This window comes from Aestuariivirga litoralis (assembly GCF_003234965.1).
In the GTDB taxonomy this organism is placed as follows: Bacteria; Pseudomonadota; Alphaproteobacteria; order Rhizobiales; family Aestuariivirgaceae; genus Aestuariivirga; species Aestuariivirga litoralis.
The window spans coordinates 1-25,197 of record NZ_QKVK01000006.1; the positions used below are offsets into that span (position 1 = coordinate 1).

The following is a 25,197-nucleotide window of genomic DNA, read 5'->3' on the forward strand; positions in this document are numbered from 1 at the left end:
CGTGTTCCGCGGCCTCGACCTCAAGCGCATGGCGCGCGACATGCGCCAGCCGGTGCTGGTCGACTTCCGCAACCTCTTTTCCATCGCCGATGCCCGCAATTCCGGCATGGATTATCATTCGATCGGGCGGCCCGCCTCCCGAGGGCTTCCGTGGCATGCCGGAGCGGAGCGGGTCGCCCCCGGCAGCGGCCGAGTACACGGGAGTGGCGCAGCGCTGCCCACATGTATCGATGGATCTTCACCAGTTTGCAGCGAGCATTCGGCTCCGAACGTGTACTCCGATTTGATGGTTAAGGCATGATTGGTTTCGGCGCCACGGTGGGCGGTGAAGCCAATCAGCGTTGCGCAGCTGCCCGCGCGGACTGCGGAATGAAGACCTCGGGGCTGGTGGCCGGTAGCCTAGCGAGCCATGTGGTCAGGCGCGTTTTGTAGAAGCGACGCCAGCTTTCGACAGCGACGCCGACTTCAGCGAGAGTATGGATATACGGTACTCCCGTCTGTCACGCGCGCGTGCGCGCGGAAAACTACGGACATTGGCTTGTTTTTGAGGCTGGGACGCGGTGCGGGGCTTCGCCGGACCTTGGCAGCATCCCCCCCGACTCCTGGGCGCCGCCCCCGGTTGCCCCCGGCAGGCCCGCCACAGCCCAGCGGAGGGGCTGCGGCGTCGATCGATGGCGAGGTGGGCACCCCCACGCCAGCCCCTGCCTACCCCTGCCCTGGTGGGTGGCGGAGGGTGGTGTTCAGACCGGGGACATGGTTGACGCCTGTTCGGAGATATGGCTGACACTTTATTGATCCGTCAAGTCGATTGAAGCGATTTGGTGGGAGGCGAAGAACACGCCGAACTGTCCGTCTTGGGCGAGTGGCCGGATGGCGAGGCGTTCGCCGCAGAAGGCTTCGGGGACTTTCCAGTGTCGTCCCTGGAAGGAGATGTCGCTTTTGGTGGCCGGGACCTTGCGGGTGAGGGTGCCGTCCTCGTAGTGCGGTTGCGCGGGTTTGGACGGCATGGGCCTTATGCTTGGCCGGTAACGGCTGGCGGGCACGGCGAGGCCCAGCGCCTCGTGCGGGCGCTGGTGATTGTAGACCAGGCGCCAGTGGTCGAAGGCCTTCTGGGCGTCGGCCCTGGTGGCGAGCGGACGGAGGCTCAGCACCTCCTCGTCCATGCTGCGGTGAAAACGCTCGTTCTTGCCCCGGCTCTGCGGGTGGTAGGGCCGGGAGTGGATGAGATCGACGCCAAGCTTCAGGAGCCACACCCGGAACCTGGTCCAGCAGTTGCCCTGCGAACCGCCCCACGGCGTGCCATTGTCCGTGAAGATGCGCGGCGGCAGGCCATGCACCGCGAACACCTGGGTGAGCGCCGCCTTCACCTCCTCGCCTGTCTCGCCGCCCAGCGCCTTGAGGCAGGGCGCATAGCGCGAATGGTCATCGACCACCGTGAGGGGGTGAAGCCTTGAGCCGTCGCCCAGCCGTGAATGGCCCTTGAAGTCCATCTGCCAGAGGTCATTGGGCGCTGCCGCCTCGAAGCGCAGGCGGGCCGGCTCGCCGCCCGGTTCCGGCAGGATCAGCCCATGGCGCTTCAGGACCTGGTGTACTGTCGAGCAGGCAGGCCTCGCCTGACCCGCCCTCTCGAGCACAGCCCTGATCTTGCGCGCCCCCCAGGCCGGATGCTCCGCCCGGGCCGCCAGGATCCGCTGCTCGATGCCATCCGCTGTCCGGCGAGGGCTCGCCGGAGGGCGCCGCGAGCGGTCGGCAAAACCGCCAACATCTCCGGCGCTGGGACCATCCGCCACCATCCTGCATCATCTGGATACAGTTTGGTGTGCCACCGGATAGTGCTGGGCGGTGATCTGCAATCAGGGGGTCAGGGGTTCGAGTCCCTTAGCCGGCACCAGTGGTACCGGTGCGCATCTTTGTCTCTCCTTCCGTGTCAGGATGAAGGACTAGCGGCCATTTCGCTGCAATCTCGACTTGATGGCTCTTGCAATGAGGCCGATGTCGCCCCGGGCCAGTGCGGCGCCGAGCTTGCGGCTGCGCTGCGTGGCGCGGTTCCAGCGCGTCGGGGGGCGGTAGCCGGCCACGCGGTCCTCCAGCATCCGCAGCCAGTCTCCCGTGACGTTGTGGCGGCGTGCATAGGCGATGATCGACTGGAGTTCGAGGAACTGAACCTCGTTGCGGATCGGCATGGTGGTGATCGCCGCCGGATCGAAGGGTGTGCTGAAACAGCCTGGCGTGGCATCACCCAGCGCCATGAAGTTCAGCCTCGTGCGGATGCACTTCTCGCAGGTCCCGCAGTTCTGGCCGGGGTCAGGCCCTTCCCAGCACACCTTGAGGCTGGTCACGGCCGTGGGGTGCCTGGCGATCAGGGCGACCTTCTCGGTTCGCGAATATCCAGCACCATCATGGATGATGCGCATCTGGCTGCCTGACAGGAGATGGTCGGTGATGGGGCTGGAGCCCCAGGGTATCACCAGCGCGTCGTAAGGCTCGGAACTGCCGACCAGCGCATCGCTGTGATCGTGGGAGAAATTGTGCAGGCAACATGCAAGTTGGGCGGCAACCGAATCCTCCCAGTCCTGCGGCAGGGCCTGCCGCAGATTGGTGCGCACGACCCTGATGTCGAGGCCCAGCTGGCGGGCCAGTGGTGTCAGGCGTTCCGTGAGGCGGGCAAACCCGTCCACAGCGCTCAGCGGAACGTCGAAACCATGCACCAGCACGAGCGTGTCATCGAGCGGCTGACCATCGAGGGCGCGGTTTTGCCGGCAATGGCGGAGCATGGTGAAGATCGAATCGACGCCACCGGAAAACGCCGCGAGTGCCTTTCGGGGGCGCACCCCGTCCAGATGGACAACGGTATCGGCCGTGATCGCGATACGCCGGTAGCGCTGCGGCCGCCACAAGGTCCACGCCTCCTGGTATTCACGCAGGTTGGCGAGCAGCTCGTGGCTTACCGCGCCGCGGACGTGAAGCGCCTCGCCCTTCTCCATGGCGTAGAAGATGACACCGAGCACGAAGCCATCGAGGACGGCCGGAACTGCAAGATCCGTATCCGCGATCTCGAAGAAGATGTCCTTGGCTGCCGTACCGTCCCCGTGAAAGAGCGTGACGGTCCTGACGGTCCCTCTTCCGGATACCTCCTGCGAGAACCTCAACTCCATGACTGCGTCCTCACTTGCAACCCCCTGACGTATAAGTCAGGCAAACGCCCGTTTTCACTTCATCCCCGCCTCTCAAAACACCCTCAGGCCGGATTGCGGGACGGGTCTTGGCGCGGCCCCATGCCCTTGATGCGGCGACGCAGGCCGACGGCCGGCCGCAGGGCCGCGAGCAGGCGCACGGGGTTGAGGAGGCCGGCACGATCCTCCTCGAACAGCCGCGCCATGAGCCGGTGCAACTCGCCCTCGGCGTCGGAGCGGGCGCGCGCTTCGGCGATCTCGGTGGCGAACACCTTCTCGACGGCCTCCGTCGGAAAATCGGGGATGAACCGGTTGGCCACGGCAAGCGCCCTCGCCAGCCTGATCTGGAGCTTGCGGTTCAGGGCCTCCTGGCGCAGCAGCGCCCAGTCGAAATCCGGATGTGCACGCAGGATGGTGGCGGCATCATAAAGCCAGTCCAGGCGTTCCTGGTGGCGATCGCGCAAGCCATTGAGCATGGCGGTGAGGAGCTCATCCTCCGGCGCGAGAACCCTCAGTGTCATGCCCTTCCACGTGATCTGCCGTGAGCGCTGCCAGAAGCCGTCATCGGCCCGCGGCGTGCGGCATTCGGCAAGCGCGTTCCAATGCAGGTCGACACCATTGCCGGCGGAGTCGGTGTAGTCGTCCGAATGCCGGTTGCGCGGGCTCGATCCGGCAGGCGCCTTGAGGCTGAAGCCAAGCCCGGCGAGCACGGCCTCGGCGCGCGGCTTGTCCGCGAGGTGGATCAGCACATCGCAATCACCGAAGGACCGGAGCGCCGCGCTGGGGTGATATTGCAACACCACGGCCGTGCCCTTGATGAGGATGAAGTCGATCCCGGCTTGCTGGAGGGCACGCAGCGTGCGCTCGATCACCGCGAGCAGCCGGCTGTTGCGATAAAGGAAGTAGCGGTAGATGCCCTTGAGGCGCCCCTGGTGCGGGGCCAGCACGGGGTCCGCGCCGGCCTCGGCGTAGAGTGCGGGGATAAGGCGGTAGGATGATGCACCGATCCTGTCGATATCCACCGTGAGCGCCCACTTCTGCAGGGCGGTGTGGCGGGACTGGCCCTCGCCGAGAAGTGCCTCCAGCATGTAGCCGTGGACCTCGCCGATGCCGGACCGCAAGAACGCATAGAGATCCGGCAGGCTCATGCCGGCTGCCCGTCCGCCGCCTGCGCCAGCTTCCGGCGGCGCAGCATCGATTCCCGCACGATGCGCAGCCGGCTGGCCTCGATCTCGGCCTTGCGGGTGAGCGTCATGTTGGCGCCATGGATGCGGCGGTGCATCACGATGTCGTCGATGAACCTGATGCGCGCGCCGAGGTCCTGCGCCCGGGCCCACCAGGCCAGGTCGCCATGCGCGGGATAGCCTTCGTCGATGCGGCCGAACGTGGTGACCGCAGAGGCACGCAGGATCGAGGATCCGGCGAGGTGCCCATGCTGCGGCCGTTGCGGCAGGGCAAGACGGGCCCGGTCAGCCTCGCTCATCTCGGGGGTGTGGAAGCAGGTGAAGCGCCCCGTGACGATGTCGGGCACCGGCGTTCCGGCAAATTGCGCCATGAGGCAGCCGATCGCGCCGGGTGCCAGCAGGTCGTCGGCATCGAGATGCAGGAAGAAATCGCCCTGCGCCTCGTCCATGCCGACATTGCGCGCCACCGCAAGACCGCCATGCGGGCGGCCGATCACCCGCACAGGCTGGCCGAAACCTTCGGCAACAGCGGCAGAGCGATCCGTCGATCCGTCATCCACCACCACGATTTCAAGCACCGGCCAATCCTGCGCGAGAACGCTGCTGATCGTCTCCGCAATGTAGCGCTCGGCATTGAAGGCCGGGATGATCACGCTGATGCGGCCAGAGGATATGTCGTTCACCATGTCAGTCCTTCCCCGGCGGCCCGGATTCGCGCTGTGCTGCAAGCGGGGCCAGCGACTTTGCCTCGCCCTGGCCCGACCTGCGGCGCTGCAGCGACTTGCGCAGCATGAGCGCGAGGTACGTGCGGTTGGCCTCCTGATCGCGCGTGATGTTGCTCCAGTGCAGCCGCTGGCGCAGCAGAAGCCCGTCATGGAGCAGCATTGGAACCTGGCACTCGCGGGCGCGCATGAACCAGTCCCAGTCGTCGCAGTGGCGCAGGCTCTCATCGAGCATGCCCACCTGATCAAAGACGCTGCGGCGGAACAGGCAGACGCCGAGCTGGGTGGAAATCTTTTCCTCGGTCTCGATCGCACGGAAGACCAGCGGCTCCCCCGGTTCACTGGCAACCTCCTCGCGTTGCAGGCGGCCGATGGCAATGGCCGCCGCCTTGTCGCCGCGCAGCTTCGCAACCTGCAGCGCCAGTGAGCCTGGCTCATAAACGTCGTCGGCGTCGAGGAAGCCGATGAACTCACCCTGCGCCACGGCCAGGCCACGGTTACGGGCCGATGGCGGCCCGCCATTGGCCTGGCGGATCAGCGTCACCTCGGCCCCGAAGGCCTGCACGGCTTCGGCGGTGCCGTCCGTCGAGCCGTCATCGACGACGATGACCTCCTTTGCCGCGTGGCTCTGCTGCAGCACGCTGCGAACCGCCGCGGCGACGAAGAGTTCGGCATTGTATGCCGGGATGATGACACTCACCAGGCCCTCAACCGGCATGCTGCACCGCTCTGTGATGGATGATGCCGAGCAATTCGCCGGCCGCACGCGAGGGATCGCCGCCGACCCTCAGCCGCCAGCACGGCAGTTCGCGCAACACGGCGGTGATGGCGCCGAAGGACTTCGCCCGCTCGCCCGGAAGCTGGAACAACGTGCTCGGCGCAAGCGCGCGCAGGGCTTCGGCACGTCCCAGCGGCTCGGCCGTGCAGCCGTTGCCCGGCACGATCATCGGCACGACGACGGCGCGCAGCGGCGCCGCGCGCTGCAACGCCGCCGGACAATGCTCAGCGAGGAAGATGATCGACTTGCCTCCGGGGTCCTTGAGGCCGGCGGCAAACGCCGGGCTGAGCAGCGGCAGGCGGGCGATGGAATTGCCGTCTGCCTTGCCGCTGCTGAACAGCGAATGGACCATGGGCCATGGGCCCGGCTGCAGCAGGCAGTAGTCATCCGAAAGATAGTTGAGCTCTGAGCCGATGCAGGCCAGCGCCGTCGTCGACTTTCCGGATCCGCCACGGCCCACCAGCAGCACTGCTCCCTCCGGACGGCCGACGGCCGCGCCATGAACGAGTTGCAGCCCGTGCCCGGCCGACCACCAGTGCAGGATGCGCAGGAAGGGAGACCCCGGTTCCCAGCTCGAAAGCGTGGCGTGATCGGGCACCCGGAACAGTGCCAGGCCGCGGGACGCATCATAGGCTTCGAGGCGCCTTGTCTGATGATCGGCGGCAAAGCGCAACGGTCCATCGAGGAACGTCACCCCCTGCTCCGTCCCGGCAAGGGCCGGCTCGGGCGTGGACACGCCCGCCGCCGCGTCGTCCCAGCACAGGATGGTGAGGTCCGCGGCGCTGGGCTGCGCTCGCTCGAGGTGGCCGAAGGCCGGAAGAAGCCGCGACGCCAGTCCCCGGCCGGCAAAGCGGAAGCGCAGCGTGTGCTCCGCGATGCGGCAGCTGTGCTCGACGATGCCGGAGGGCTCCGCCTGCGCGAAGAGAATGCCGGCAAAATCGAAGAGACTGCGGGGATCGGTCATTCCGCCTTCGGGTTCTTGATCGGCCAGCCGGCTTCCGTCACTTCATGGATGGGGTCGATGAGCAGCATTTCCTGCATGTCGGTGAATTTCTGAAGCTGCGGCGCGGCGAACACCCCACGCGGCGCGAAGGGGCGCGCCGCATCCCGCCCGGCTGTGGCGTAGGGCACGACGAGTTCCTCCGCCACCAGTTGGGCAACGAAATCGGCCACGGGCTCAGCGACGCTCTCGCGCGCCACACCGGCATCGTCGGCGAGGCAGGCGGCAATGTCATCGGCTGTCCAACCGGCGGCCAGTCCCTGCCACACGTCGAGCGCCGCATCACGCAGGCTATAGTAAGTACCGGACTGGAGATGGATGACCACGGCCTCGCCGTCGAGGATCTCGCTCACCACATCAGGTTCATTTGGCCGGTACTGCATGCGTCACATTCCTGTGTATGTCCTGTGAGCGACCTATAAACATCCTGTGATGCCGCGTGAAGGCGCTTTTCACCCCGGGGATGCAACGGAGGCCGTAATGCTCGGTACGCGCAATTACGGGTTGCGAATGGTAACGTGGCCATCCAGGGCAGCGCCGACCCCGCACACCGCCCCTTCAGAACTGATTCCAGCAGCCTGCGTTACATGCATGTTTTGCCATGTGTCCACTTGTCGACACGTTCCCGGAGAAACTGCGTAGGGAGATGATCATATCGCACAGGACATTACTTACTTGTGCCTACGCCAAGAAGATTTTCCGTTCAGCCGGAGCAAATCTTCTACAAGGCGTTGCTGGAACGTGTCGCGGTGATGTCATACCCGCTGTTCCGGTTCCCCTCGCGGGAACTGGCGAATGCCGGGCAACTGACAGCGAGATGAGTGACGTGACGACACATCCGACTTCGAGAATGGTCCGCAACCTCGCCATGCGATTCGCCGAGATCGTCCACAAGGTTGGCCGGCGGATCCATATCGGCTGCATCATGGCGGCAGGCCAGGACTGGGTGGAGGTGAGCCTGCCCAAGGCCACATCGGTGGAGAGCGGTGCCCGCGTGCGTTTCATGCCGGCCGACGCCTATCACGAAGTGGCGGTGAGCTGGCGGACGGATGACAGGGTCGGGTTCACCTATGTCGAGGGGGGACCCCCGGAAGAGCAATTCGCAGGCTTCGCCGGACTGACGGACCCCCGCCCCGCCTTCCTGAAGATGCCGCGGAGCTGAGTCAGCCAGTCGCGCCGCCCGATGGACGAAGGTCACGGCGTGGGGCAGCGGCGATCGCCGTCGCTGCGCCGGACACTCAGAGACCCAGGGCGTCGATGTCCACGGCCTTGGCCGCATCGATGCCCTTGAGGGCAAAGGCGCTGGCGGGAGGCACCTCGGAAGACCAGCCGGTGAAGGTGACGGCGGCGCTCGCCGCGACATCCCCCGTCCCGGAGAACCACGTGCCGTTGATGCGCGCCGGAAGGCTGGTGCTGCGGTCGACCCAGACCTCGCCGGTGAAGCGCCCCCCCATCACCGCGTCAAGTGTCGTCTGCTCGGGCTGGTCGGGCAGGCCCTGGGCAATGGGCGTGATGGAATTGACGCCACCGAAGAAGTCCGTGGCAGGATCCTGGGACAGAAGGCCGAGGAACGGAATGAAGAGTCCCGGCACCATGAAGGCAGCCCCCCTCTCCGGCGCCAGCTTCACCACCGTCTTGGCGGCCAGCGACAGGCGCAGCAGCGTGGCCTCGCCGCCGGTGATCAGCATCTGCACATCCGGTTCACCGCCGCCGCCGAACACCGCGAACAGGCTGTCCGGACGCGTGAACACGACGCTGGCGCGCGTTCCCAGCGTCTTGAGCCGATCCTTGGCAACGGAGGCGCCGAACACCGAGTCCGCCGTGAAGGACAGGGCCTTCGCCGCCTGCAGCGCGGCCAGCGTGTCGTTCACGGCACCCGCTCCATCCGGCGCCGCGGCGCGCACTCCGGCCGTGCCAGCAATGGCCGCAACGGCACCACCCGCCAGAAACCCGGCAAATCCACGGCGGCCGATCATCAAGTCATCACGCATGTCTGTTTCCCTGTCCTGGCCTCGATACACGCTGGCAGATCCTGTCGGCCATATCAAACTCCGCAATCACATACCACTTGGAGGACATGGTGGAACTGCCATTCACAAAAAGATTGCGCCCAGACAACCCTGGCGCGAACGCTGACCTTGCGGGTTTCGGTGGCATCGTGTCCCGCCGCGTGTTTCGCTGACACGCCTTCTGATTGCAGCCTGCAAGAATACAGCCATCTTCGTCTCGATCCGGTGGCAGCCGTGCGTGTTACAACGCGCTTATGAAAGATGTTTAGATACTTTTGCATCGCAAACGTTCATTCTGCAGTGATGAGAACCAGAACTGCGAATTACCTGGTCATGGCCTGCTGCAGCCTGGCCTTGGCATTGCCATCCCTCATGCCGCTTTCTGCGACTGCTGCAACAATCGATTCCAAGACGGCATGCCGTGCCGAAGACGTGATCACCTCGCTGGCTGGCGTAGCGCCCGACAAGCTCGACTTCTTCGGCAAGCCGAAGGGCCAGGGCTCCTTTGCCTGCGAGGCCTATTTCTCGTTCAAGCTCTATGCCGAGGTGTGGACGCGCATCAACGATCTGGCGGCCACGCTGAAGACAACCGAGGCGATGTGCACCATCAACGGTCTCGTCACCCTGCCGAAGCTCGACGCGCTGCAGATGACCTATGACATCACTGCGGCGGGGCAGTTCACGGTCACCTCCGTCAACAACGGCCTGCCGACGGATGCGCGCAGGCTGTCCGGCAGGCTCAAGGCCGGCCTCGCCCGCCTCGCGGCGCTGCGCGATGCCGACGACGACACGATCTATCGGCAATTCGCCCGCCGCAACTGCCCGGAGGCCGACTATCCCGACGAGATGGAGTGACGGCCCAGTGAGCCCGACAGGGGCCCGGTTGCCTCACCCCGGCAATGCAATATGATGCGCCACAACCCTGAACCTGCCCGGCCCTGCGCCCCATGCAGCGGCCGGAATTTGCCGTGGAGCGCCTGCGCGTGCCGAGATTCAGCCTGATCGTGACCTGCAAGGGGCGCCTGATGCACCTGCGGCAGACCCTGCCCCTGTTCTGCCAGCTGCCCGGCTGCGAGGTGACGGTGGTCGATTATGGCTGCCCGGACCGCAGCGGCGACTGGGTGGCGGCGCATTTTCCCACGGTGAACGTGGTGCGGGTCGAGGATGATCCCGGCTTCAACCCCTCGCGCGCCCGCAACATCGCGGCGCGGGCCAGCACGGCGGACTACCTGTTCTTCGTCGATGCCGACATCCGGGTGGCAGCCAATGCGATGGATGCGATCAGCGCCGCCGTCACGCCCGAGACCTATGTGACCATCGATGCCACGGAGCGCGGCGATGACCTGCGCGGCACGGCCGTCGTGCCGCGCGCGATGTTCGAGGCGGTGGGCGGCTATGACGAGCTGCTGCGGCACTACGGCATGGAAGACACCGAGCTCTACACGCGGCTCACCGATTACGGCTGCAAGGATGCCTTCATCCCGCCCGACGCCTTCACGGCCATTCCGCATGGCGACGAGCTTCGCACCACCTTCTTCCCGACCAAGTCGGTGCGCAAGCTGCGGCTGATCGCGCAGTTCTATCAGGAATACATCAAGGTGTTCCGCCGCTCGGTGCGGGTGCCGCAGCTGGCACTGGAGGACCGCGAGCAGATCCACGCCGCGGCCTGCTCGCTGGTGGAACAGCTGACCGCCGCAAGCGACCCGCGCAACGGCGCCCGCCTCGGCCTGAAGCTGCCGCTCATCCGGCCCGAAGACAAGATCGGGGGCGACATGGACTGGCAGTTCGAACTGACCATGACGATGAAGCCGCGCAACCCCTCGGCCTTCCGCCAGGCCTACCGGAACCCCCTGCTGCGGCGCTGATGGCCCGGGCCGCGCCGGGCGGCCCGGGGATCGACGTCAGCCGAGGTCGGGAATGCGCAGCACCTGGCCGGGATAGATCTTGTCCGGGTGCGACAGCATCGGCTTGTTGGCCTCGAAGATCACCTGGTGCTTGGTGCCCGTCTTGTAGAAGTGCTCCGAAATCTTCCACAGATTGTCGCCCTTCTTGACGGTGTAGAACACCGGCTCCCTGGCGTCCGGCACTGTCACCTCGGCCTCGACCTTGGAGATGCCCTGGGTATTGCCGATGGCCACGATGGCCTTCTCCAGCACCTCCTGGCTCGACACGTCGCCGCGGATGATGGCCTTGTCACCCTTCACCTCGACCACGACCTTCTCGGTGCCCAGGCTATGCGAGTCGAGTTCCTTCTTCAGCGCGTCGGCGCTGGGGGCCTCGTCCCTGGACCCGATGCCGATGGACTTGCCGGCGGACTTGATGAAGTCGAAGATACCCATGATCTGCTCCTTGCTTATGATCAACTTAGTGGCCGCTCCTTCAACCCCGGAGCCGACGAGGAGTCCACCCGAATATCGCAATTCTGCACCGGGATCATGACGCCGAGCTAAGCAACGTGTTTTTACTTAGTTTACTCTGGGCTGTTTCTTCCGGCGTTTTTGCCCGTATTGGCTGGTAATGTCGCAGATGAGTTATGCTAAGTTGAGGTCGCACCGCAGCCACCTTCTCCGCTTCCGGCAATATTTCTTGCCCTGGTTGCGTCTCGCGGTGTCTGTGCAGACCCCCTAAATCGCTATCTGCAATACACTTTTATTTCCGATTGACTGGACAGTCAGCAGTTGTTAAATCTTCTTTTGTAATCGATTGTGGTTTGGGTGTTTCAAAGTTCCCGAACCTTTTGGGCTTGAACTTATCAAGCCAGATAATGCGCGCGGACCAATCAGATGCTGGCTTTCAGGAAGAGCAACAACAGGCTGTCCCGGCTGCGGGACGATACCGACGGTTCCGTACTCGTGGAATCCGCGCTGATCATGCCGATGGTCGTTCTGTTCATTGCAGGCATCGCCGACTATGGCGTCACCCTCTATCAGTACCACACACTCTCGACGGCAAACGGTGCGGCCGTGCGCCAGCTGGTCGTGAGCCGCGGCTTCGACAAGCCATATGAAGGGGTTCTTGCGCAATACGCCGAGTGGGCTCCCAATCTTTCGGTTAAGGGCAGCCAGATCACGGTATCGGTGGAGAATTCCTCCGGCAAGTTGACGGCCTGCACTGACGGTACAAGCCCAAGCTGCAAGACCTTGCTGGACGCCGGCGCCGGCAAGCAAGGCTCCATCTCGCTGAATTACCCCTGCACGGTGACCTTCATTCCAAGCATGGCGAGCCCGTGCCCCATCAAGATCACGGCAAGCGGGATGATCGAATGATGAGCAAGTTCCCACGGCGGATGGTCCGCTTCGGCAAGGACGAGTCTGGCGCAGCCTTCATCTACTTCACGATGACCCTGCCCGTACTGATCGCTCTGACGTCGATGGCGGTCGATCTCGGCTATGTCTGGTATGTGAAGACACGCCTGCAGGTGGCCGCTGACATGGGAGCACTGGCGGGTGCATCCAAGCTCTACACGGACAACGCAAAGGCCGTCACCGATCTTGCCACCACCTATGTCAATTCGAACCTGCCTAGCGACTGGACAGGTGGCGGCAAGACGACGGCGTCCGGCAAGCCGAAAATCGAATGCCTGACCACCATCTCGAATATGGGACTGACCTGTTCGAGCCTCAGTGGCGGAAACGCCCTCAGGGTGACGGTCAATGCAAAGGCACCGCTGTTCTTCGCAACGATGCTCGGCTTCAAGTCGATAAACCTGTCGGCGGAGGCAATGGTCACCGGTGGCGGGTCTGCGCCGCCGCCGCTCAATGTCGCGATCGTGCTTGATGCCACGGCATCGATGGCCCAATCACTCGGCACCTCGTGCGGCTCGCTTACGAGCCCGAAGAAGGTCGAGTGTGCAAGCCTCGCGGCGAAAACGCTGATGACGAAGCTCTGGGCGTCGGTCGACCAGGTCGCGCTCTATGCCTATCCCGCGTTCGACACGGCCAGCAAGGACATCATCACCTGCAAGACCGGAGCTTCAGGTTCCGCCAATTGGATCAACTACTCGACGCTGACGAGCACCCCGAATTACCGGCTGGTCGACTTCAACGACACATTCACGGACAAGGGCACTCCACCGACGACAGGCCTGGACGTCACCAACCCGCTGGTGAAGGCCTTTGGCAAGACTCCGACTGCCGCCCCGAAGAACGACACGACGACCTGCAACGGACTGAACAGCGCGGCCATTGGTGTGGGCACATCCATCGCCGATGCCATCGTGCAGGCACAGAACGACCTGATTGCCGCCAATGATGCATTGGTCGCAAAGGGAGAGCCCAAGCGCCAGAATGTCTTGATCGTCCTCAGTGACGGCGACGCCAACGGCAACAGCAAGTCTCTCCTGAGCGCGAACCCGCCCGACGACTTCAGGCCGGGCACCGACCTCTACGGCAAGACCAGTTCAAGCTGGGTCGTGGATGTCCATCGGATGATGGATCAGTGCCAGGCTGCGGTGACGGCGGCCAAGGCCGCGGCAGCCACCGGAACGTGGGTGTACTCCATTGCCTTCGCAGCTCCCTCTACTGCCAAGGGGTCCTGCTTCACCGACAGGCCGGTGACCACCGTCATAAAGACAGCCACCTCCACGCCAGCCCTGACGTCGGCTGACAACATCGTCACCACGAGATCGTGCAGCAGCAGCAACAAGTGCAAGGCGATAGCATCAGCTCCGACCAGTCAAATCACGTCGACGATCAAGGCTCAGGTCGCATCGACGTCGCAGGTTGCCGTCACGACGTGGGGAAAGACCATCGTGACGACATGCACCAAGCCTGATGGCAGCACGAGTGGTACCTGCACGACGACGCTGACACCTTCGAAGGTCCAGACTGACACTTACGATCTGACGAAATACGACACGACCGCCTGCGCCACGATGCGGGCCATCGCATCCGATCCGTCCAAGTTCTACTCGACGGATGGCAACACGAAGTGCGCATCTTCCGCAAACCCAAACTTCACTGACCTCGTCAAGATATTCAACAATGTCGCAGCGAGCATCATGAAGAAGCGGCGCATCCCCAGCAGCACGACGTGATTGGTCGACGTGTCCTCAGCGCGCGTGATGGTCAGGCCTGCTCCGCCTGAAAGCTGGCCGGCCGCAGGGCGGAACCGGTGAAGCTAGATTGATTTCAACGCCATGAACGAGGACGGAATACTCTTTCTCTCCGCGGTGTTGGAGATACTTTTCCTCTTCAGCACTGCCTTTGCATTGATCGTATTGTGGGTCAGGTTTCGGACCAAGCGATCGTCAAGGGAGAAGGACGGCGTTGCATCGGGTCCGCGACGAGGCGGACTGACGGACGAACGCCGCAAGGAATAGCCGCGGCGGCAGACGCCGGCAATTGTCGGGAAGCCAGCATGGCGCTGTCGAAGGCCAGTTCACACATCCCCCGAGATCGCCCCGATGATGCGCTTCGGCCCCAGGCTGGTGTCGCCGCCGAAGGGGTTGTCGATGATGATGTTGAGGGCCAGGATCACGCCGAGCGCGCTCATCTGGATGAACACCACCTGCGCGCCGTAGCGCGTCACGCCGTGGCGGCCCGCCAGCACGCAGGCGGAGAGGAAGAACATGCCGATCATCAGCCACACCACGTCGGGGATGCCATTGACCGAGGCCGAGAGGCGGCTGGTGCGGGCATCCTCGATCTTGTGCATGTAGTCGCTCAGGTCATAGCCGAGATTGGGATTGTCGTTCCTGAGCAGCGCCTGCAGCCGCCGCACCTCCGCCCACAGCGCGTTGAGTTCGTTCTCGGCGATGGGGGAGAGCGACTGCGGCCGCCGCGCCAGCCGCGGCCACTCATCCGCCGCCACGCTCGCCACATAGGCGCGCAGCAGCCTGCGCCCCTGTGCGCCATCGGCTTCCAGCCGGGAGAGGTCGCGGTCCACCCGCTTGATGGCCAGCGCCTCCAGCGTCACCTGGTGGTCGGCATTGCCGAAGCTGGTCAGCTCGCTGGTTGTGATCAGCGCCAGCAGGAAGGCGATCAGCGCGAGGATGGAATTGTGCACGCCGTCGCCCATGTTGCGCGAGGGTTCGCCATCATTCACCACGCGTGACCACCACAGGCGGTGCGCGAGCTTGGCGATCGCCACGCCCAGAAGCCCGGAGACCACGGCGCAGCCAAGCAGGATCAGCAGGTCCGGAACGCTGAGCGAAAGATTGTAGAGAATGTCGATCACGGCGGGGTTCCCTCAGCGTCCGGTGAAGCGCGGCGCGCGCTTCTCGCGGAAGGCGGCAACGCCCTCGCGGTAATCGGCGCTGTCATAGACCAGACGGCGCATGTCCTGCAGGCGCTCGAAGGTCTGGGCGGCGATCGGCACCTCGTCGCTCAGAACGCGCAGTTGTTCCTTGATCACCGCCATGGCGAGCGGGGCCTTGGCCGCCATGCGCCTTGCAAGGTCCAGCGTGAAGGCATCGATCTCCTCCGCCGGAACCAGCCAGTTGATGACGCCCCATTCCAGCGCCTGCGCCGCCTCCGCCGGCGCGGCGGTGAAGAACAGTTCCTTGATCACGTTGAGCCGCAGCCGCCCCATGAAGTGCAGCAGCCCCGTGGTGTTGTAGGGCACGCCGAGGTTCACCGGGGTGATGGCGAAAGTGGCGGAGGCATCGGCCACCACCAGGTCGCAGCTCAGCACCAGGTCGAAGGCGCCGCCCCACACCGAGCCCTGGACCTTGGCGATCACGGGGCCCGGAAAGCGCCGGATGGCACGCAGCGTGTGCTCGAGAGGGTCGGCATAGCGCAACGGGTCCAGGCCGCCGACGGGAAGCTCGCCGATGTCATGCCCCGAGGACCACACCTTGGCGCCGGGCTCCGCCGCGATGATCACGACGCGCACCGACTGCTGCTGGAAGCCCGCCAGCGCCGCCGAGATCGCGTCCATCATGCCATGGCTCAGCGCATTGCGCCTGGCGGCATGGGCGAGCGTGATGGTGCCGATGCCATCCGCGGCGCTGCTGGTGATGTAGTGCTCCGTCGCCTCGCCCATGCTGGTGCTCCTGCCGCCTCGTGCAGGCTCACGTTAGGGGAAAGCGCCGCCTCCGGGTTTGACGCGCGTCAAGCCCCGCCCGCCGCCTTCAGGTTGCATGTCCCGCCAGTCCCGGGCCTCAGCGCGCCGCGATCTGTCCGGCCACGTGCTCGGCATCGACCCAGACGCCCCAGATGAAGGCGGAGGCCCGGCGCGACAGCCAGGGTAGGCCGAGGAAATAAAGCCCGGGCGCCTTGCTGGAGACGCCGCGCTCATGGGCTGGCCGGCCCTTCTCGTCGAAGGCATCGAACTTGATCCAGCCGAAATCCAGCGCATAGCCGGTGGCCCAGATGATGGAGGTGACGCCGGCCTGCTTCAGGTCGAGTGACAGGATGGGGTTGAGCGCGCAGTCCGGCATGGCTGCCAGCCTGCGGGCCTCGGGCTCCGGGGGAAAGTCAAGCTTGTTGGCGGCGATGTGGGCGTCCGCCTCGTCCAGCACCGAGAGGTAATTGGCATCGCCACGCTCGATGTTGGCCTTGAGATCGGGGGCGAAGGTCATCCTGCCATTCGCATAGCCATCGGTGCGGCCCACCAGCGTGATGCCGCGGTGTGCGAGCTCGCGGAAGTCCACCGTGTGGCCACCATGCGCGCCGCTCACCGCGATGGTCACATGCTCCATGCCAGGCGCGATGGTTTTCGCGTTCCACTTGCCCAGCGCGCCCAGCCACCACACGAAGTCCTTGCCGCGATAGGCGCGTGGCGGCCGGTCATGCGGCCCGACGGAGAGATAGACGGTGCGGCCGGCGCGCTGCAGCTCATCGGCGATCTGCGCGCCCGACGAACCTGCCCCCACCACCAGCACCGCGCCGGGCGGCAGCTGCCCGGGGTTCTGGTAATGCGCCGAATGGATCTGCAGGATGCCTTCCGAGTCCGGCACCATGACGGGGCGCAGCGGCTTCTGGAACGGGCCGGTGCAGGCCACCACATTCTTCGCCTCGATCACCCCCGCCGTGGTTTCTGCCCGGAAGCCGCCATCGCCGTTGCGCGTGAGCGCCGTCACCTCGACGCCGGTGCGGACGGGCGAATTGTTCTGCCTTGCGTAGTCCTCGAGGTACTGCACGATCTCGTCACGCGTGGCGAAGGCATCGCCATGGCACTTGAATTCGAGGTCGGGGAAGCGGTCATGCCAGGCCGGGCCATTGGCAACGAGGGAGTCCCAGCGCTCGGCGCGCCAACGTTCGGCGATGCGCCTGCGCTCGACGACGAGGTGCTCCCGCCCCAGCTTGCCCAGATGCCGGCTCACCGCCAGCCCCGCCTGGCCACCGCCGATGATGAGTGTTTCGACCTTCTCGACCGCCATGTCCGCCGTCCCTTCCGATATTCACGTCCTGCCGCCGTTCTACTGGAGATGCGCTGCCCGCGTCAGGATCATTTCGCCGCAGCCGTGGCGGCATCCCAGTAGAATGGCCCCTGCGCCAGGCCGGTGACCTCCCGCCGCATGGTTGCGGCAACGGGCCCCTGCTCCGGATCGAACTCCTCGGCATAGCGCCGGCCTGCCCACACGGCGGCGGCGATGGTGCCGGGCGCCAGCGCATCGCCGATGAGGGTGACCGAGCCCAACCCCGCCGCTGCCCAGTCCTGCCGCCGCGCCGCGAGCGCGCGCGCCAGGCCATTGTGCGGCAGCCGCGCGGTGACGGTCACCAGGGAGCAGTCGTCCACCACCGTCTCGCGGCCGGTAAACCCGCAGGCATAGGTGACGCGCGAACCATCGGCGCCGACCAGATGATGGTGCGAGACGATGCGCACCCCGAGGTTCACCAGCCGGTGCTGCACGAAGAGTTGTTCCATGGTCATGCGCATCCAGGTGGAGACTTCGGCCGCAGGCGTGACCACCGAGACCCCGAAGCCCTCCCGCACCAGCAGCTCCGCAAGAACGCCGCCCATGTAGTAATGGTCATCGTCATAGATCACCACGTTCCGGTGGCGGGGCCGCTGGCCCGCCATCAGCTCGTCCGGCGAGAGCACATCGGCATCCCCGAGCGGTGCCGGACGCAGCAGGCGGCGCCCGACGCCGTCCTTGCGCCAGGCCGATCCCGTGGCGATCGCCACATGCGCAAAGCCGAAGCCGAGGATGTCTTCCGCCGTCAGCGCGCTGTCGCGGTAGAGGGTGATGCCGGGGGCCGCCTGGATCTGGCCCAGGCGGTAGTCCGCAACGCGCTTCCAGGCGGACAGGCCTGGCAGCCTGGCCTCGCGCATCACCCGCCCGCCGGGCTCGCCCTGTTCCGCCAGCGCCACCTCGGCGCCGCGGCGGCCCAGCATCATCGCGGCCTCGAGGCCCGCCGGACCCGCACCGACGACCAGAACCCTTGCAGATGTCTCCACCGGGCGGATCACCTCCGGGTGCCAGCCGCGCCGCCACTCGTCGCCGAAGGAGGGGTTCTGGGTGCAGCGGCTGGGCGTCATGGTGAAGTCGCCGGCCACGCACATGTTGCAGCCGATGCATTCGCGAATGTCCTCGATGCGGCCCTGCGCGATCTTCTGCGGCAGGAAGGGATCGGCGATCGAGGGCCGCGCCGCGCCGATGAGGTCGATCACGCCGTCGCGCACCAGCTTCACCATCAGGTCAGGCGAGGTATAGCGGCCGACGCTGACGATGGGCTTGCTGGTCAGCGGCTTGATGCCCTTGATGAAGGGCAGCTGGTAGCCCTCCTCGGCGAAGCGCGAGGTCTGGCTGTCATTCTCCCAGCCGGACAGTGTCAGGTCCCACAGGTCGGGCAATTCGGCGAGGTGGCCGATGATATCCTGCGCCTCCGCCGCATGGATCCCCTCCTCGCCCACCATCTCGTCGACCGAGATGCGGCAGGGCACGGCGCAGCTGTCGCCGACGGCATCCTTGGTGTCCTCGATCAGTTCCTTCAGGAAACGCGCACGGTTCTCCAGGCTGCCGCCATATTCATCGCTGCGCTGGTTGAAGCGGCGCGACAGGAAATACATCGGCAGGCCAAACAGCTTGCCGGCATAGACATAGATGAGGTCGAAGCCGGCGCGCTTGGCGCGCAGCGCTGCATCACGGTGCCACTTGCGGAAATCCCGGATGTCCTGCTTGTCCATGCCCCGCACCTGCACGGGGTCGCTGAAATAGCTGTAGACCGGCAGGTCCATCGGCCCCAGCGGGATCTCGCGCGAATAGAGGTTGGGCGCATTCATGCTGTTGTGGGCCAGCTGCAGGCCGGCGAGCGCTCCCTTCACCTTCACCGCCTCGGCGATGCGTGCCAGCATGGGCAGGTCCTGGTCGTCCCAGATGCGCAGCTCGATGAAAGGCGCGATGTCGCCGGTGGGGTGGATCTCGACCTGCTCGGTGCACACGACACCCCAGCCGCCCTCCGCCTTGATCGCCCGCATGGTGGCGAGTGCCGTGGCGTCACGGTAGCCCATGCCGTTGCAATGGGGCACCTGGTAGAAGCGGTTCTTGGTGGTCACCGGCCCGATCTTCACCGGTTCGAAGAGGATGTCGTAACGCGGATCACGGCTCATCTTGGCAAGCTCCCCTCACGCCTGAAGGCCAGAGCTTATGCGCAGCGGCGGCATGGCCGCAATGCCGGTACCGCCCGCCGCCATGTGCAAAAAAATACTTTTCCCCCTGCCCGGCACATGCTCCAATGCAACCACAATGGCAGGGCCGCACAGAACCGCCCGCCGGACCAAATGGGCGTGGAAACAGAGGAACGAAGACATGAGCATCAAGTCCCTTCTCACACTGGCCACCGGCGCTGCCGCCGCAATGGTGATGGCGGTTTCGGCCGAGGCCGGCACCATGCGGCTGGGCATGACGACCTGGGTGGGCTACGGCCCCATGTTCCTGGCCCGTGACAAGGGCTTCTTCAAGGAGAACGGCCTCGACGTCGACCTGCGCATCATCGAGGATGCGTCGATCTACATGGCGGCCATCGCTGCCGGTGAACTTGATGGCAACGCCTCCACCCTCGACGAGATCATGAAGTACCGCTCGCCCGAATTCTGCTTCAAGGCGGTGGTGGCGCTCGACGACAGCCACGGCGGCGACGGCGTGCTGGTGCGCGACGACGTGAATTCGCTGAAGGACCTCAAGGGCCAGCAGGTCGGCATGAACGAGGGATCCGTCTCTCAGTTCTGGTTCAACATCCTGCTCACCCGCGAGGGGATGACCGAGAAGGACCTGCAGATCACCAACATGACGGCGGATGACGCGGCTGCGGCCTTCATCGCCGGGCAGATTCCCGCCGCCGTGACCTGGGAGCCGCACCTGTCGCTGGTGCGCCAGAAGAAGCAGGGCAAGGTGCTGATCGACAGTTCGCAGACGCCCGGCCTGATCGTCGACGTGGTGGCGCTCACCTGCGACTACATCAAGAACAATCCGAAGGATGTCGAGGCCTTCGTGAAGGGCCTCTACAAGGCCGTCGACTTCATCAAGACCAATCCGGACGAGGCCTATGCCATCATGGCCAAGGGCGTGGGCGGCTACTTGGAGAAGCCGGAGGACTTCGCCGAGGCCGCGAAGGGCGTGCGCTTCTACGACCAGGCGCGCAACGTCGAGTTCTTCGGCACGCCCGAGAAGGGCGAGGCCAAGGACCTGATGGACATGGGCAACAAGATCTGGGGCGGCTTCCAGAAGATGAAGATGGACATCGGCTACAACGACCTGATCGACCTCACCTTCGTCAACCCCAAGTGACCCCGGGCGCGTGACGATTTGATACCCCTGATGCAGGGCGGGCCACCAGCCCGCCTTGCGTCCTTCCGGACGGACCCATGGCCACCAAGCGATCGCTGCTGCAGAGCTTCACCACGCCCTTCGGCGAGATTTCCGCCACCGCGGCGCTGATCGCGGCATCCATCGTCTGGATTGCCGTGCTCGGCGCCTGGGCGATTGCCACCTATGGCGGCTTCATCGCCGACATGTTCCTGCCGGTGCCGGATGCGGTCATCCGCCGTGGCCTGACGCTCGCCTCGGATGGCACGCTGTTCGTGCACCTGTGGTCGAGCGTGAAGGTGGTGATCCTCGGCTTCATCCTCTCCGCCGTCATCGCCGTGCCGCTCGGGCTCTACATGGGCACCTACAAGATCGTGCAGGCGGCATTGGAACCGCTGGTCAACTTCATCCGCTACCTGCCCGTCACCTCGCTCGTGCCCCTGTTCATCCTGTGGATCGGCATCGGCCTTGGCCAGCGTGTCACGGTGATCTTCTTCGGCGTGTTCTTCTCCCAGCTCATCATGATCTCGGACGAGGCGCGCGCCGTGTCGCGCGACCTCGTCAATGCCAGCTACACGCTGGGCACGACGCGCAACGAGGCGATCTGGCACGTCATCTTCCCGGCAGCGCTGCCCAACATCATCAACACGCTGCGCGTCACCATGGGCTGGGCCTGGACCTATCTCGTGGTGGCGGAACTCGTGGCGGCCAATTCGGGCCTCGGCTTCATCTCGCTCAAGGCCATGCGGGGCTTCCAGGTGGACACGATCTTCCTCGCCATCATGCTCATCGGCCTCCTCGGCCTCATCTCCGACATGGCCTTCCGCCTGCTCAGGCGCTGGCTCTGCCCCTGGGCGGCCTGAGCATGAAGGGCAGCCTCTCCATCCGGAACGTCACCCTCACCTATGGCAAGGGCGAGAAGCGGGTGCTCGCCCTCGACGGCATTTCCTTCGAAGTCGAACCCAACGAGTTCACCGTCATCGTCGGCCCCTCCGGCTGCGGCAAGTCGAGCCTGCTCTACATCGCCGCCGGCCTTCTCGATGCCACCTCGGGCCAGATCCTCGCGTCGGGAAAGCCGGTGGAGGAACCGGGCGCCGATCGTGGCATGGTGTTCCAGTCCTACACGCTCTTTCCCTGGCTCTCGGTGCGCGGCAATGTGGAATACGGCCTGCGCCGCAAGGGCATGGCGCCGGAAGAGCGCGCGAGGATCGTCGACCGCTACCTCGCGGAAGTGGGCCTCACGGCCTTCGCCGGCCATTACCCCAAGCAGCTCTCGGGCGGCATGATGCAGCGCGTGGCCATTGCCCGGGCACTCGCCAATGATCCCGACATCCTGCTGATGGACGAACCCTTCGGCGCGCTCGACAGCCAGACGCGGCATACCATGCAGAAACTGCTGCTGCGGGTGTGGGAACATTCCCACAAGACCGTCGCCTTCGTGACCCATGACATCGACGAGGCGATCCTGCTGGGCGACCGGGTGATCGTGATGACGGCGCGCCCCGGCAAGCTGAAGGCCGACATCCGCATCGACATTCCGCGCCCGCGCAACCCGGACGTGGAGCTGGAGCCGGACTTCATCGCCCTGAAGCGCCGTATCCTGAACGAGCTGCGTGACGAGATCGACGAGGATCACTGACGTGGCCGATCTCTCGCTCTTCGATCTCTCGGGCCACAGGGCGCTCGTCACCGGCGCCAGCCGCGGCATCGGCCAGCAGCTGGCCATCGCGCTGGCCCGCGCCGGTGCCGATGTGGCCATCACCGCGCGGGATGAAGCAAGCCTCGCCGCCACCGCCCGGGCGGTCGCGGGCCTCGGGCGCAGTGCTGTACCGCTGGCACTCGACGTGCGCGACGTGGGTGCCATCGGCAGCGCGGTCAGCGCCGCCGCGGAGAGGCTCGGCGGACTCTCGATCCTCGTCAACAATGCCGGGGTGGAGGAGGTGACGCCTTCGCTGCAGGTCACCGAGGCGATCTGGGACAAGATCCTCGACACCAACCTGAAGGGCGCCTTCTTCTGTGCCCAGGCCGCGGCGAAGCGGATGGGTGACGGGGGCTCGATCATCAATCTCTGCTCGCTCACCAGCGAGGTGGGCATTCCGACCGCCGTGCCCTATGGCGCGTCCAAGTCCGGCCTTCTCGGCATGACTCGCGCACTCGCCGCCGAATGGGCGCCGCTCGGCATCCGCGTCAATGCGATTGCGCCCGGTTATTTCCGCACCGCCATGACGGAGGTGTTCTACGAGAATGCCGCCTGGCAGCAGGCCATGAAGGCCAAGATCCCCATGGCGCGCTTCGGAGACCTCTCCGACCTCGACGGCATGGCCGTCTTCCTCGCCTCCCGGGCCTCCGGTTACGTGACCGGCCAGTGCTTTCCCGTGGATGGCGGATTTCTCGCCTCGATCTGAAGGGAGCATTTCCCATGAAGGCCGTCCGGCTCCATGCCAAGGGTGATCTCCGCGTCGAGGAGATCGCCGCACCCGCCGCACCTCTGCCCGGCTGTGTGAACCTCGCCGTCACCGCCGCCGGCATCTGCGGCTCCGACCTCCATAATTTCCGCACCGGCCAGTGGATCAGCCGCAGCCCCTCGGTGCCGGGCCATGAGCTGATCGGCCGCGTCACGGCGCTGGGTGCGGGGGTCGCCGATCTCGCGCCGGGCGACCGGGTGGTGGCCGACTCCCGCTTCTGGTGCGGCGACTGCCCGGCCTGCCGGGCGGGCAACCATCACCTCTGCGCCAGCCTCGGCTTCGTGGGCGAGGTCTGCGATGGCGGCTTTGCGGAGGCAACCTCCCTGCCCCGCCGCCTGCTCCATAAGTTGCCGGAGGATCTTCCCGATGAGGCCGCCGTGATGGCGGAGCCCGTCGCCGTGGCGCTGCATGCCGTCAGGCGCCTACGGGCCGAAGCCCAGGCACCTGTGCTCATCGCCGGTTGCGGGCCCATTGGCGGGCTTGCGGCGCTGGTGCTGTGGGCGGCAGGCCACCGCGACATCCGCGTCGCGGACCGCAATGCGCAGCGCCTCGCGCGCGTCTGCGCGGTGACGGGCGCGCGGCCCGTCGACCTCACGGCCGCCTCGGCCGGCGCTGACATCCGCTTCGCCATCGAAGCCACCGGCAGCACGGCTGCGCTGGAGAGCCTGCTCGGCTGCATGTCGGGGGGTGGCGCCATCGCTCTCGTCGGCATCATGCATGGCCGGATCGCACTCGATCCGAACATCCTTGTCGAACGCGAGGTCAGCCTCATCGGCTGCCACGCCTTCCGCGACGAGTTGCCGGAGGCCATCCAACTCCTCGCCCGCGTGGCGCCGCAGGCGCGCCATCTCATCGACCGCGAAATCACGCTTGCAGACGTGCCGCAGGCCTATGAGCGCCTGATCGCCGGGAAATCCGAGGGGCTGAAGACCATCATCCGGCCGTAGCCGCTAGATCCGCGCCCCGCTCGCGGCATCGAAGAGGTAGCAGCGGGCCACGTCGAAGCTCAGGCTGATCGGCGTTTCGAGCTCCTGGCGGAAATTCCGGGCACCCTTGGCCACCACCATCTGCTCACCGGCGAGAGCCGAGACCAGCGTCTGGTCGCCCGTCGGCTCCAGCGAATAGAGGCTGGAGTTGAGGTGGCCCTGGCCGGGCGCGGCCACCGAAATGTCCTCCGGGCGGATGCCGAGGATGACACCCTTGCGGCTCCCCTTGCCCACGCCCTCGACGCGTGTCGACGGGCCGATGAAGGTGCCGTTCTCGATGTCGCCCTTCAGCAGGTTCATAGGCGGCGAACCGATGAAGCCCGCCACAAAGACATTGGCGGGGTTGTTGTAGACCTCGTCGGGCGTGCCCAGCTGCTGGATCCTGCCCTTGCTCATGATGGCGATGCGGTCCGCCAAGGTCATGGCCTCGATCTGGTCATGCGTCACGTAGATGGTGGTCGTCTCCAGCCGGCGCTGGATGTGTTTCAGCTGCGCGCGCATGGTGAGCCGCAGCTTGGCATCGAGGTTGGACAAGGGCTCGTCCATCAGGAAGACCCGCGGGTGGCGCACCACGGCACGCGCCAGTGCGGCGCGCTGGCGCTGCCCGCCGGACAGGGCGCGCGGCTTGCGGTCGAGCAGGTCGCCCAGTTCGACGATGGCCGCGGCCTCGCGCACCATCTGGTCATGCTTCTCCTTCGGCACGCCGCGCATGCGCAGGGGGAAACGGATGTTCTCGTAGATCGTCATGTTGGGGTAGAGCGCGTAGGACTGGAACACCATGGCCACGTCACGGTCGCGCGCGTCGACATCGTTCACCGCCTCCCCGTCGATCAGGATCTCGCCCCCCGTGGGGTCCTCGAGGCCGGCGATCATGCGCATGGTCGTCGTCTTGCCGCAGCCCGAGGGGCCGAGGAAGACCATGAATTCCTTGTCGCGGATCTCCAGGTCGATTGCATCCACCCCGACCACCGGGCCCCAGGCCTTGCTGATCTTGTTGAGGCTGATCGACGCCATGCTTCGCTCCCGCTTTTTTGCGGAGAATTACACATCCGACACTAAATGCAAGATGGAAGCGCGATTGTTTCGGAATTACGCCCAACGATGAAGCGATCGCACCCGCGCTGGATACTCACAGCGGCTTGTTTGCACCTGCACAACCCCTTCGCATATGCGAAACAGCGCGGATTT

Annotated in this window: 24 protein-coding genes and 1 pseudogene; 11 read left to right on the plus strand and 14 right to left on the minus strand. The window is 65.5% G+C overall.

Features of this window, described 5'->3' with window-relative positions; genetic code table 11:
• Positions 1-301 (plus strand): annotated as a pseudogene (locus DK847_RS20630) (hypothetical protein); the annotation flags it as partial.
• Positions 302-788: 487 nt separating this feature from the next.
• Here DK847_RS20630 and DK847_RS13115 read toward each other — a convergent pair.
• The 7 genes from DK847_RS13115 to DK847_RS13145 all read right to left on the minus strand — a co-directional run bounded on the left by DK847_RS13115 (position 789) and on the right by DK847_RS13145 (position 7,240).
• Positions 789-1,793, minus strand: coding sequence for an IS481 family transposase (locus tag DK847_RS13115; protein ID WP_111198982.1), 1,005 nt, complete (start codon positions 1,791-1,793; stop codon positions 789-791).
• 147 nt (positions 1,794-1,940) lie between these two features.
• Positions 1,941-3,155 (minus strand): hypothetical protein, encoded by a 1,215-nt coding sequence (locus DK847_RS13120; protein WP_111198983.1) that lies wholly within the window; start codon positions 3,153-3,155, stop codon positions 1,941-1,943.
• An 83-nt stretch (positions 3,156-3,238) separates the two neighbouring features.
• Complete coding sequence (locus DK847_RS13125) at positions 3,239-4,321, minus strand: nucleotidyltransferase family protein (protein ID WP_111198984.1); 1,083 nt, start codon at positions 4,319-4,321, stop codon at positions 3,239-3,241.
• Positions 4,318-5,043 (minus strand): glycosyltransferase family 2 protein, encoded by a 726-nt coding sequence (locus DK847_RS13130; protein ID WP_161957265.1) that lies wholly within the window; start codon positions 5,041-5,043, stop codon positions 4,318-4,320. Before DK847_RS13130 ends, DK847_RS13125 begins: the two co-directional genes overlap by 4 nt.
• A 1-nt stretch (position 5,044) precedes the next feature.
• The gene (locus tag DK847_RS13135) at positions 5,045-5,779 is read right to left on the minus strand and encodes a glycosyltransferase family 2 protein (protein ID WP_161957266.1); all 735 of its coding nucleotides are present in this window, start codon (positions 5,777-5,779) and stop codon (positions 5,045-5,047) included.
• A 7-nt stretch (positions 5,780-5,786) separates the two neighbouring features.
• A complete protein-coding gene (locus DK847_RS13140) occupies positions 5,787-6,821 on the minus strand; it encodes a phosphoenolpyruvate carboxykinase (ATP) (protein WP_111198987.1) in 1,035 nt (344 codons plus the stop codon).
• A complete protein-coding gene (locus DK847_RS13145) occupies positions 6,818-7,240 on the minus strand; it encodes a PqqD family protein (protein ID WP_111198988.1) in 423 nt (140 codons plus the stop codon). The genes DK847_RS13140 and DK847_RS13145 overlap by 4 nt, the downstream gene beginning before the upstream one ends.
• Before the next feature lie 485 nt (positions 7,241-7,725).
• Between DK847_RS13145 and DK847_RS13150 the strand changes: the two genes are divergently transcribed.
• Positions 7,726-8,019 carry a hypothetical protein gene (locus DK847_RS13150; RefSeq protein ID WP_146256118.1) on the plus strand — a complete coding sequence of 98 codons (294 nt, stop codon included), beginning with the start codon at positions 7,726-7,728 and terminating at the stop codon, positions 8,017-8,019.
• A gap of 76 nt (positions 8,020-8,095) precedes the next feature.
• Here the strand turns inward: DK847_RS13150 and DK847_RS13155 are convergent, their stop codons facing one another.
• Positions 8,096-8,848 (minus strand): DUF2092 domain-containing protein, encoded by a 753-nt coding sequence (locus tag DK847_RS13155; RefSeq protein ID WP_111198990.1) that lies wholly within the window; start codon positions 8,846-8,848, stop codon positions 8,096-8,098.
• A gap of 390 nt (positions 8,849-9,238) precedes the next feature.
• On the opposite strand from DK847_RS13155, the gene DK847_RS13160 reads away from it, so the two are divergent.
• Together DK847_RS13160 and DK847_RS13165 are read left to right on the plus strand one after the other, a co-directional pair.
• Positions 9,239-9,721 (plus strand): hypothetical protein, encoded by a 483-nt coding sequence (locus tag DK847_RS13160; protein WP_111198991.1) that lies wholly within the window; start codon positions 9,239-9,241, stop codon positions 9,719-9,721.
• A 128-nt stretch (positions 9,722-9,849) separates the two neighbouring features.
• Positions 9,850-10,731, plus strand: coding sequence for a glycosyltransferase family 2 protein (locus DK847_RS13165; RefSeq protein WP_161957267.1), 882 nt, complete (start codon positions 9,850-9,852; stop codon positions 10,729-10,731).
• 36 nt (positions 10,732-10,767) lie between these two features.
• On the opposite strand, the gene lysM is transcribed toward DK847_RS13165, so the two are convergent.
• Positions 10,768-11,205: a peptidoglycan-binding protein LysM gene (gene lysM, locus DK847_RS13170; protein ID WP_111199256.1), complete on the minus strand. Its 438-nt coding sequence runs from the start codon at positions 11,203-11,205 to the stop codon at positions 10,768-10,770.
• 444 nt (positions 11,206-11,649) lie between these two features.
• Between lysM and DK847_RS13175 the strand changes: the two genes are divergently transcribed.
• Both DK847_RS13175 and DK847_RS13180 read left to right on the plus strand, forming a co-directional pair.
• Positions 11,650-12,132, plus strand: a complete 483-nt coding sequence (locus DK847_RS13175; RefSeq protein ID WP_111198993.1) for a TadE/TadG family type IV pilus assembly protein — start codon at positions 11,650-11,652, stop codon at positions 12,130-12,132.
• A complete protein-coding gene (locus DK847_RS13180; RefSeq protein WP_111198994.1) occupies positions 12,129-13,901 on the plus strand; it encodes a TadE/TadG family type IV pilus assembly protein in 1,773 nt (590 codons plus the stop codon). Before DK847_RS13175 ends, DK847_RS13180 begins: the two co-directional genes overlap by 4 nt.
• 344 nt (positions 13,902-14,245) lie before the next feature.
• Here DK847_RS13180 and DK847_RS13190 read toward each other — a convergent pair whose 3' ends face one another.
• The 4 genes from DK847_RS13190 to DK847_RS13205 all read right to left on the minus strand — a co-directional run bounded on the left by DK847_RS13190 (position 14,246) and on the right by DK847_RS13205 (position 19,363).
• A complete protein-coding gene (locus tag DK847_RS13190) occupies positions 14,246-15,043 on the minus strand; it encodes a bestrophin-like domain (protein ID WP_111198996.1) in 798 nt (265 codons plus the stop codon).
• 12 nt (positions 15,044-15,055) lie between these two features.
• Complete coding sequence (gene scpB / locus DK847_RS13195) at positions 15,056-15,850, minus strand: methylmalonyl-CoA decarboxylase (protein WP_111198997.1); 795 nt, start codon at positions 15,848-15,850, stop codon at positions 15,056-15,058.
• Positions 15,851-15,968: 118 nt separating this feature from the next.
• Positions 15,969-17,189, minus strand: coding sequence for a flavin-containing monooxygenase (locus DK847_RS13200; RefSeq protein WP_111198998.1), 1,221 nt, complete (start codon positions 17,187-17,189; stop codon positions 15,969-15,971).
• A gap of 68 nt (positions 17,190-17,257) precedes the next feature.
• Positions 17,258-19,363 carry an oxidoreductase gene (locus DK847_RS13205; protein ID WP_111198999.1) on the minus strand — a complete coding sequence of 702 codons (2,106 nt, stop codon included), beginning with the start codon at positions 19,361-19,363 and terminating at the stop codon, positions 17,258-17,260.
• A 199-nt stretch (positions 19,364-19,562) separates the two neighbouring features.
• On the opposite strand from DK847_RS13205, the gene DK847_RS13215 reads away from it, so the two are divergent.
• The 5 genes from DK847_RS13215 (at position 19,563) to DK847_RS13235 (ending at position 23,970) form a co-directional block, all read left to right on the plus strand.
• Positions 19,563-20,540 (plus strand): ABC transporter substrate-binding protein, encoded by a 978-nt coding sequence (locus DK847_RS13215; RefSeq protein WP_111199001.1) that lies wholly within the window; start codon positions 19,563-19,565, stop codon positions 20,538-20,540.
• Positions 20,541-20,617: 77 nt separating this feature from the next.
• Positions 20,618-21,421, plus strand: coding sequence for an ABC transporter permease (locus DK847_RS13220; protein WP_111199002.1), 804 nt, complete (start codon positions 20,618-20,620; stop codon positions 21,419-21,421).
• A gap of 2 nt (positions 21,422-21,423) precedes the next feature.
• Positions 21,424-22,197 (plus strand): ABC transporter ATP-binding protein, encoded by a 774-nt coding sequence (locus tag DK847_RS13225; RefSeq protein WP_111199003.1) that lies wholly within the window; start codon positions 21,424-21,426, stop codon positions 22,195-22,197.
• 1 nt (position 22,198) lies between these two features.
• On the plus strand, positions 22,199-22,963 hold the full coding sequence (locus DK847_RS13230) for an SDR family NAD(P)-dependent oxidoreductase (RefSeq protein WP_111199004.1): 765 nt from the start codon (positions 22,199-22,201) through the stop codon (positions 22,961-22,963).
• 14 nt (positions 22,964-22,977) lie between these two features.
• Complete coding sequence (locus DK847_RS13235; protein ID WP_111199005.1) at positions 22,978-23,970, plus strand: zinc-dependent alcohol dehydrogenase; 993 nt, start codon at positions 22,978-22,980, stop codon at positions 23,968-23,970.
• Positions 23,971-23,973: 3 nt separating this feature from the next.
• On the opposite strand, the gene DK847_RS13240 is transcribed toward DK847_RS13235, so the two are convergent.
• On the minus strand, positions 23,974-25,023 hold the full coding sequence (locus DK847_RS13240) for an ABC transporter ATP-binding protein (RefSeq protein ID WP_111199006.1): 1,050 nt from the start codon (positions 25,021-25,023) through the stop codon (positions 23,974-23,976).
• Positions 25,024-25,197 lie beyond the last annotated feature (174 nt).

Excerpts from the sequence above, each read along its gene's own strand:
- DK847_RS13115 (WP_111198982.1), bottom strand. The coding sequence starts at position 1,793 with ATGGTGGCGGATGGTCCCAGCGCCGGAGATGTTGGCGGTTTTGCCGAC.
- DK847_RS13120 (WP_111198983.1), bottom strand. The coding sequence starts at position 3,155 with ATGGAGTTGAGGTTCTCGCAGGAGGTATCCGGAAGAGGGACCGTCAGG.
- DK847_RS13125 (WP_111198984.1), bottom strand. The coding sequence starts at position 4,321 with ATGAGCCTGCCGGATCTCTATGCGTTCTTGCGGTCCGGCATCGGCGAG.
- DK847_RS13130 (WP_161957265.1), bottom strand. The coding sequence starts at position 5,043 with ATGGTGAACGACATATCCTCTGGCCGCATCAGCGTGATCATCCCGGCC.
- DK847_RS13140 (WP_111198987.1), bottom strand. The coding sequence starts at position 6,821 with ATGACCGATCCCCGCAGTCTCTTCGATTTTGCCGGCATTCTCTTCGCG.
- DK847_RS13145 (WP_111198988.1), bottom strand. The coding sequence starts at position 7,240 with ATGCAGTACCGGCCAAATGAACCTGATGTGGTGAGCGAGATCCTCGAC.
- DK847_RS13150 (WP_146256118.1), top strand. The coding sequence starts at position 7,726 with ATGCGATTCGCCGAGATCGTCCACAAGGTTGGCCGGCGGATCCATATC.
- DK847_RS13155 (WP_111198990.1), bottom strand. The coding sequence starts at position 8,848 with ATGCGTGATGACTTGATGATCGGCCGCCGTGGATTTGCCGGGTTTCTG.
- DK847_RS13160 (WP_111198991.1), top strand. The coding sequence starts at position 9,239 with ATGCCGCTTTCTGCGACTGCTGCAACAATCGATTCCAAGACGGCATGC.
- lysM (WP_111199256.1), bottom strand. The coding sequence starts at position 11,205 with ATGGGTATCTTCGACTTCATCAAGTCCGCCGGCAAGTCCATCGGCATC.
- DK847_RS13175 (WP_111198993.1), top strand. The coding sequence starts at position 11,650 with ATGCTGGCTTTCAGGAAGAGCAACAACAGGCTGTCCCGGCTGCGGGAC.
- DK847_RS13180 (WP_111198994.1), top strand. The coding sequence starts at position 12,129 with ATGATGAGCAAGTTCCCACGGCGGATGGTCCGCTTCGGCAAGGACGAG.
- scpB (WP_111198997.1), bottom strand. The coding sequence starts at position 15,850 with ATGGGCGAGGCGACGGAGCACTACATCACCAGCAGCGCCGCGGATGGC.
- DK847_RS13200 (WP_111198998.1), bottom strand. The coding sequence starts at position 17,189 with ATGGCGGTCGAGAAGGTCGAAACACTCATCATCGGCGGTGGCCAGGCG.
- DK847_RS13205 (WP_111198999.1), bottom strand. The coding sequence starts at position 19,363 with ATGAGCCGTGATCCGCGTTACGACATCCTCTTCGAACCGGTGAAGATC.
- DK847_RS13215 (WP_111199001.1), top strand. The coding sequence starts at position 19,563 with ATGAGCATCAAGTCCCTTCTCACACTGGCCACCGGCGCTGCCGCCGCA.
- DK847_RS13220 (WP_111199002.1), top strand. The coding sequence starts at position 20,618 with ATGGCCACCAAGCGATCGCTGCTGCAGAGCTTCACCACGCCCTTCGGC.
- DK847_RS13225 (WP_111199003.1), top strand. The coding sequence starts at position 21,424 with ATGAAGGGCAGCCTCTCCATCCGGAACGTCACCCTCACCTATGGCAAG.
- DK847_RS13235 (WP_111199005.1), top strand. The coding sequence starts at position 22,978 with ATGAAGGCCGTCCGGCTCCATGCCAAGGGTGATCTCCGCGTCGAGGAG.
- DK847_RS13240 (WP_111199006.1), bottom strand. The coding sequence starts at position 25,023 with ATGGCGTCGATCAGCCTCAACAAGATCAGCAAGGCCTGGGGCCCGGTG.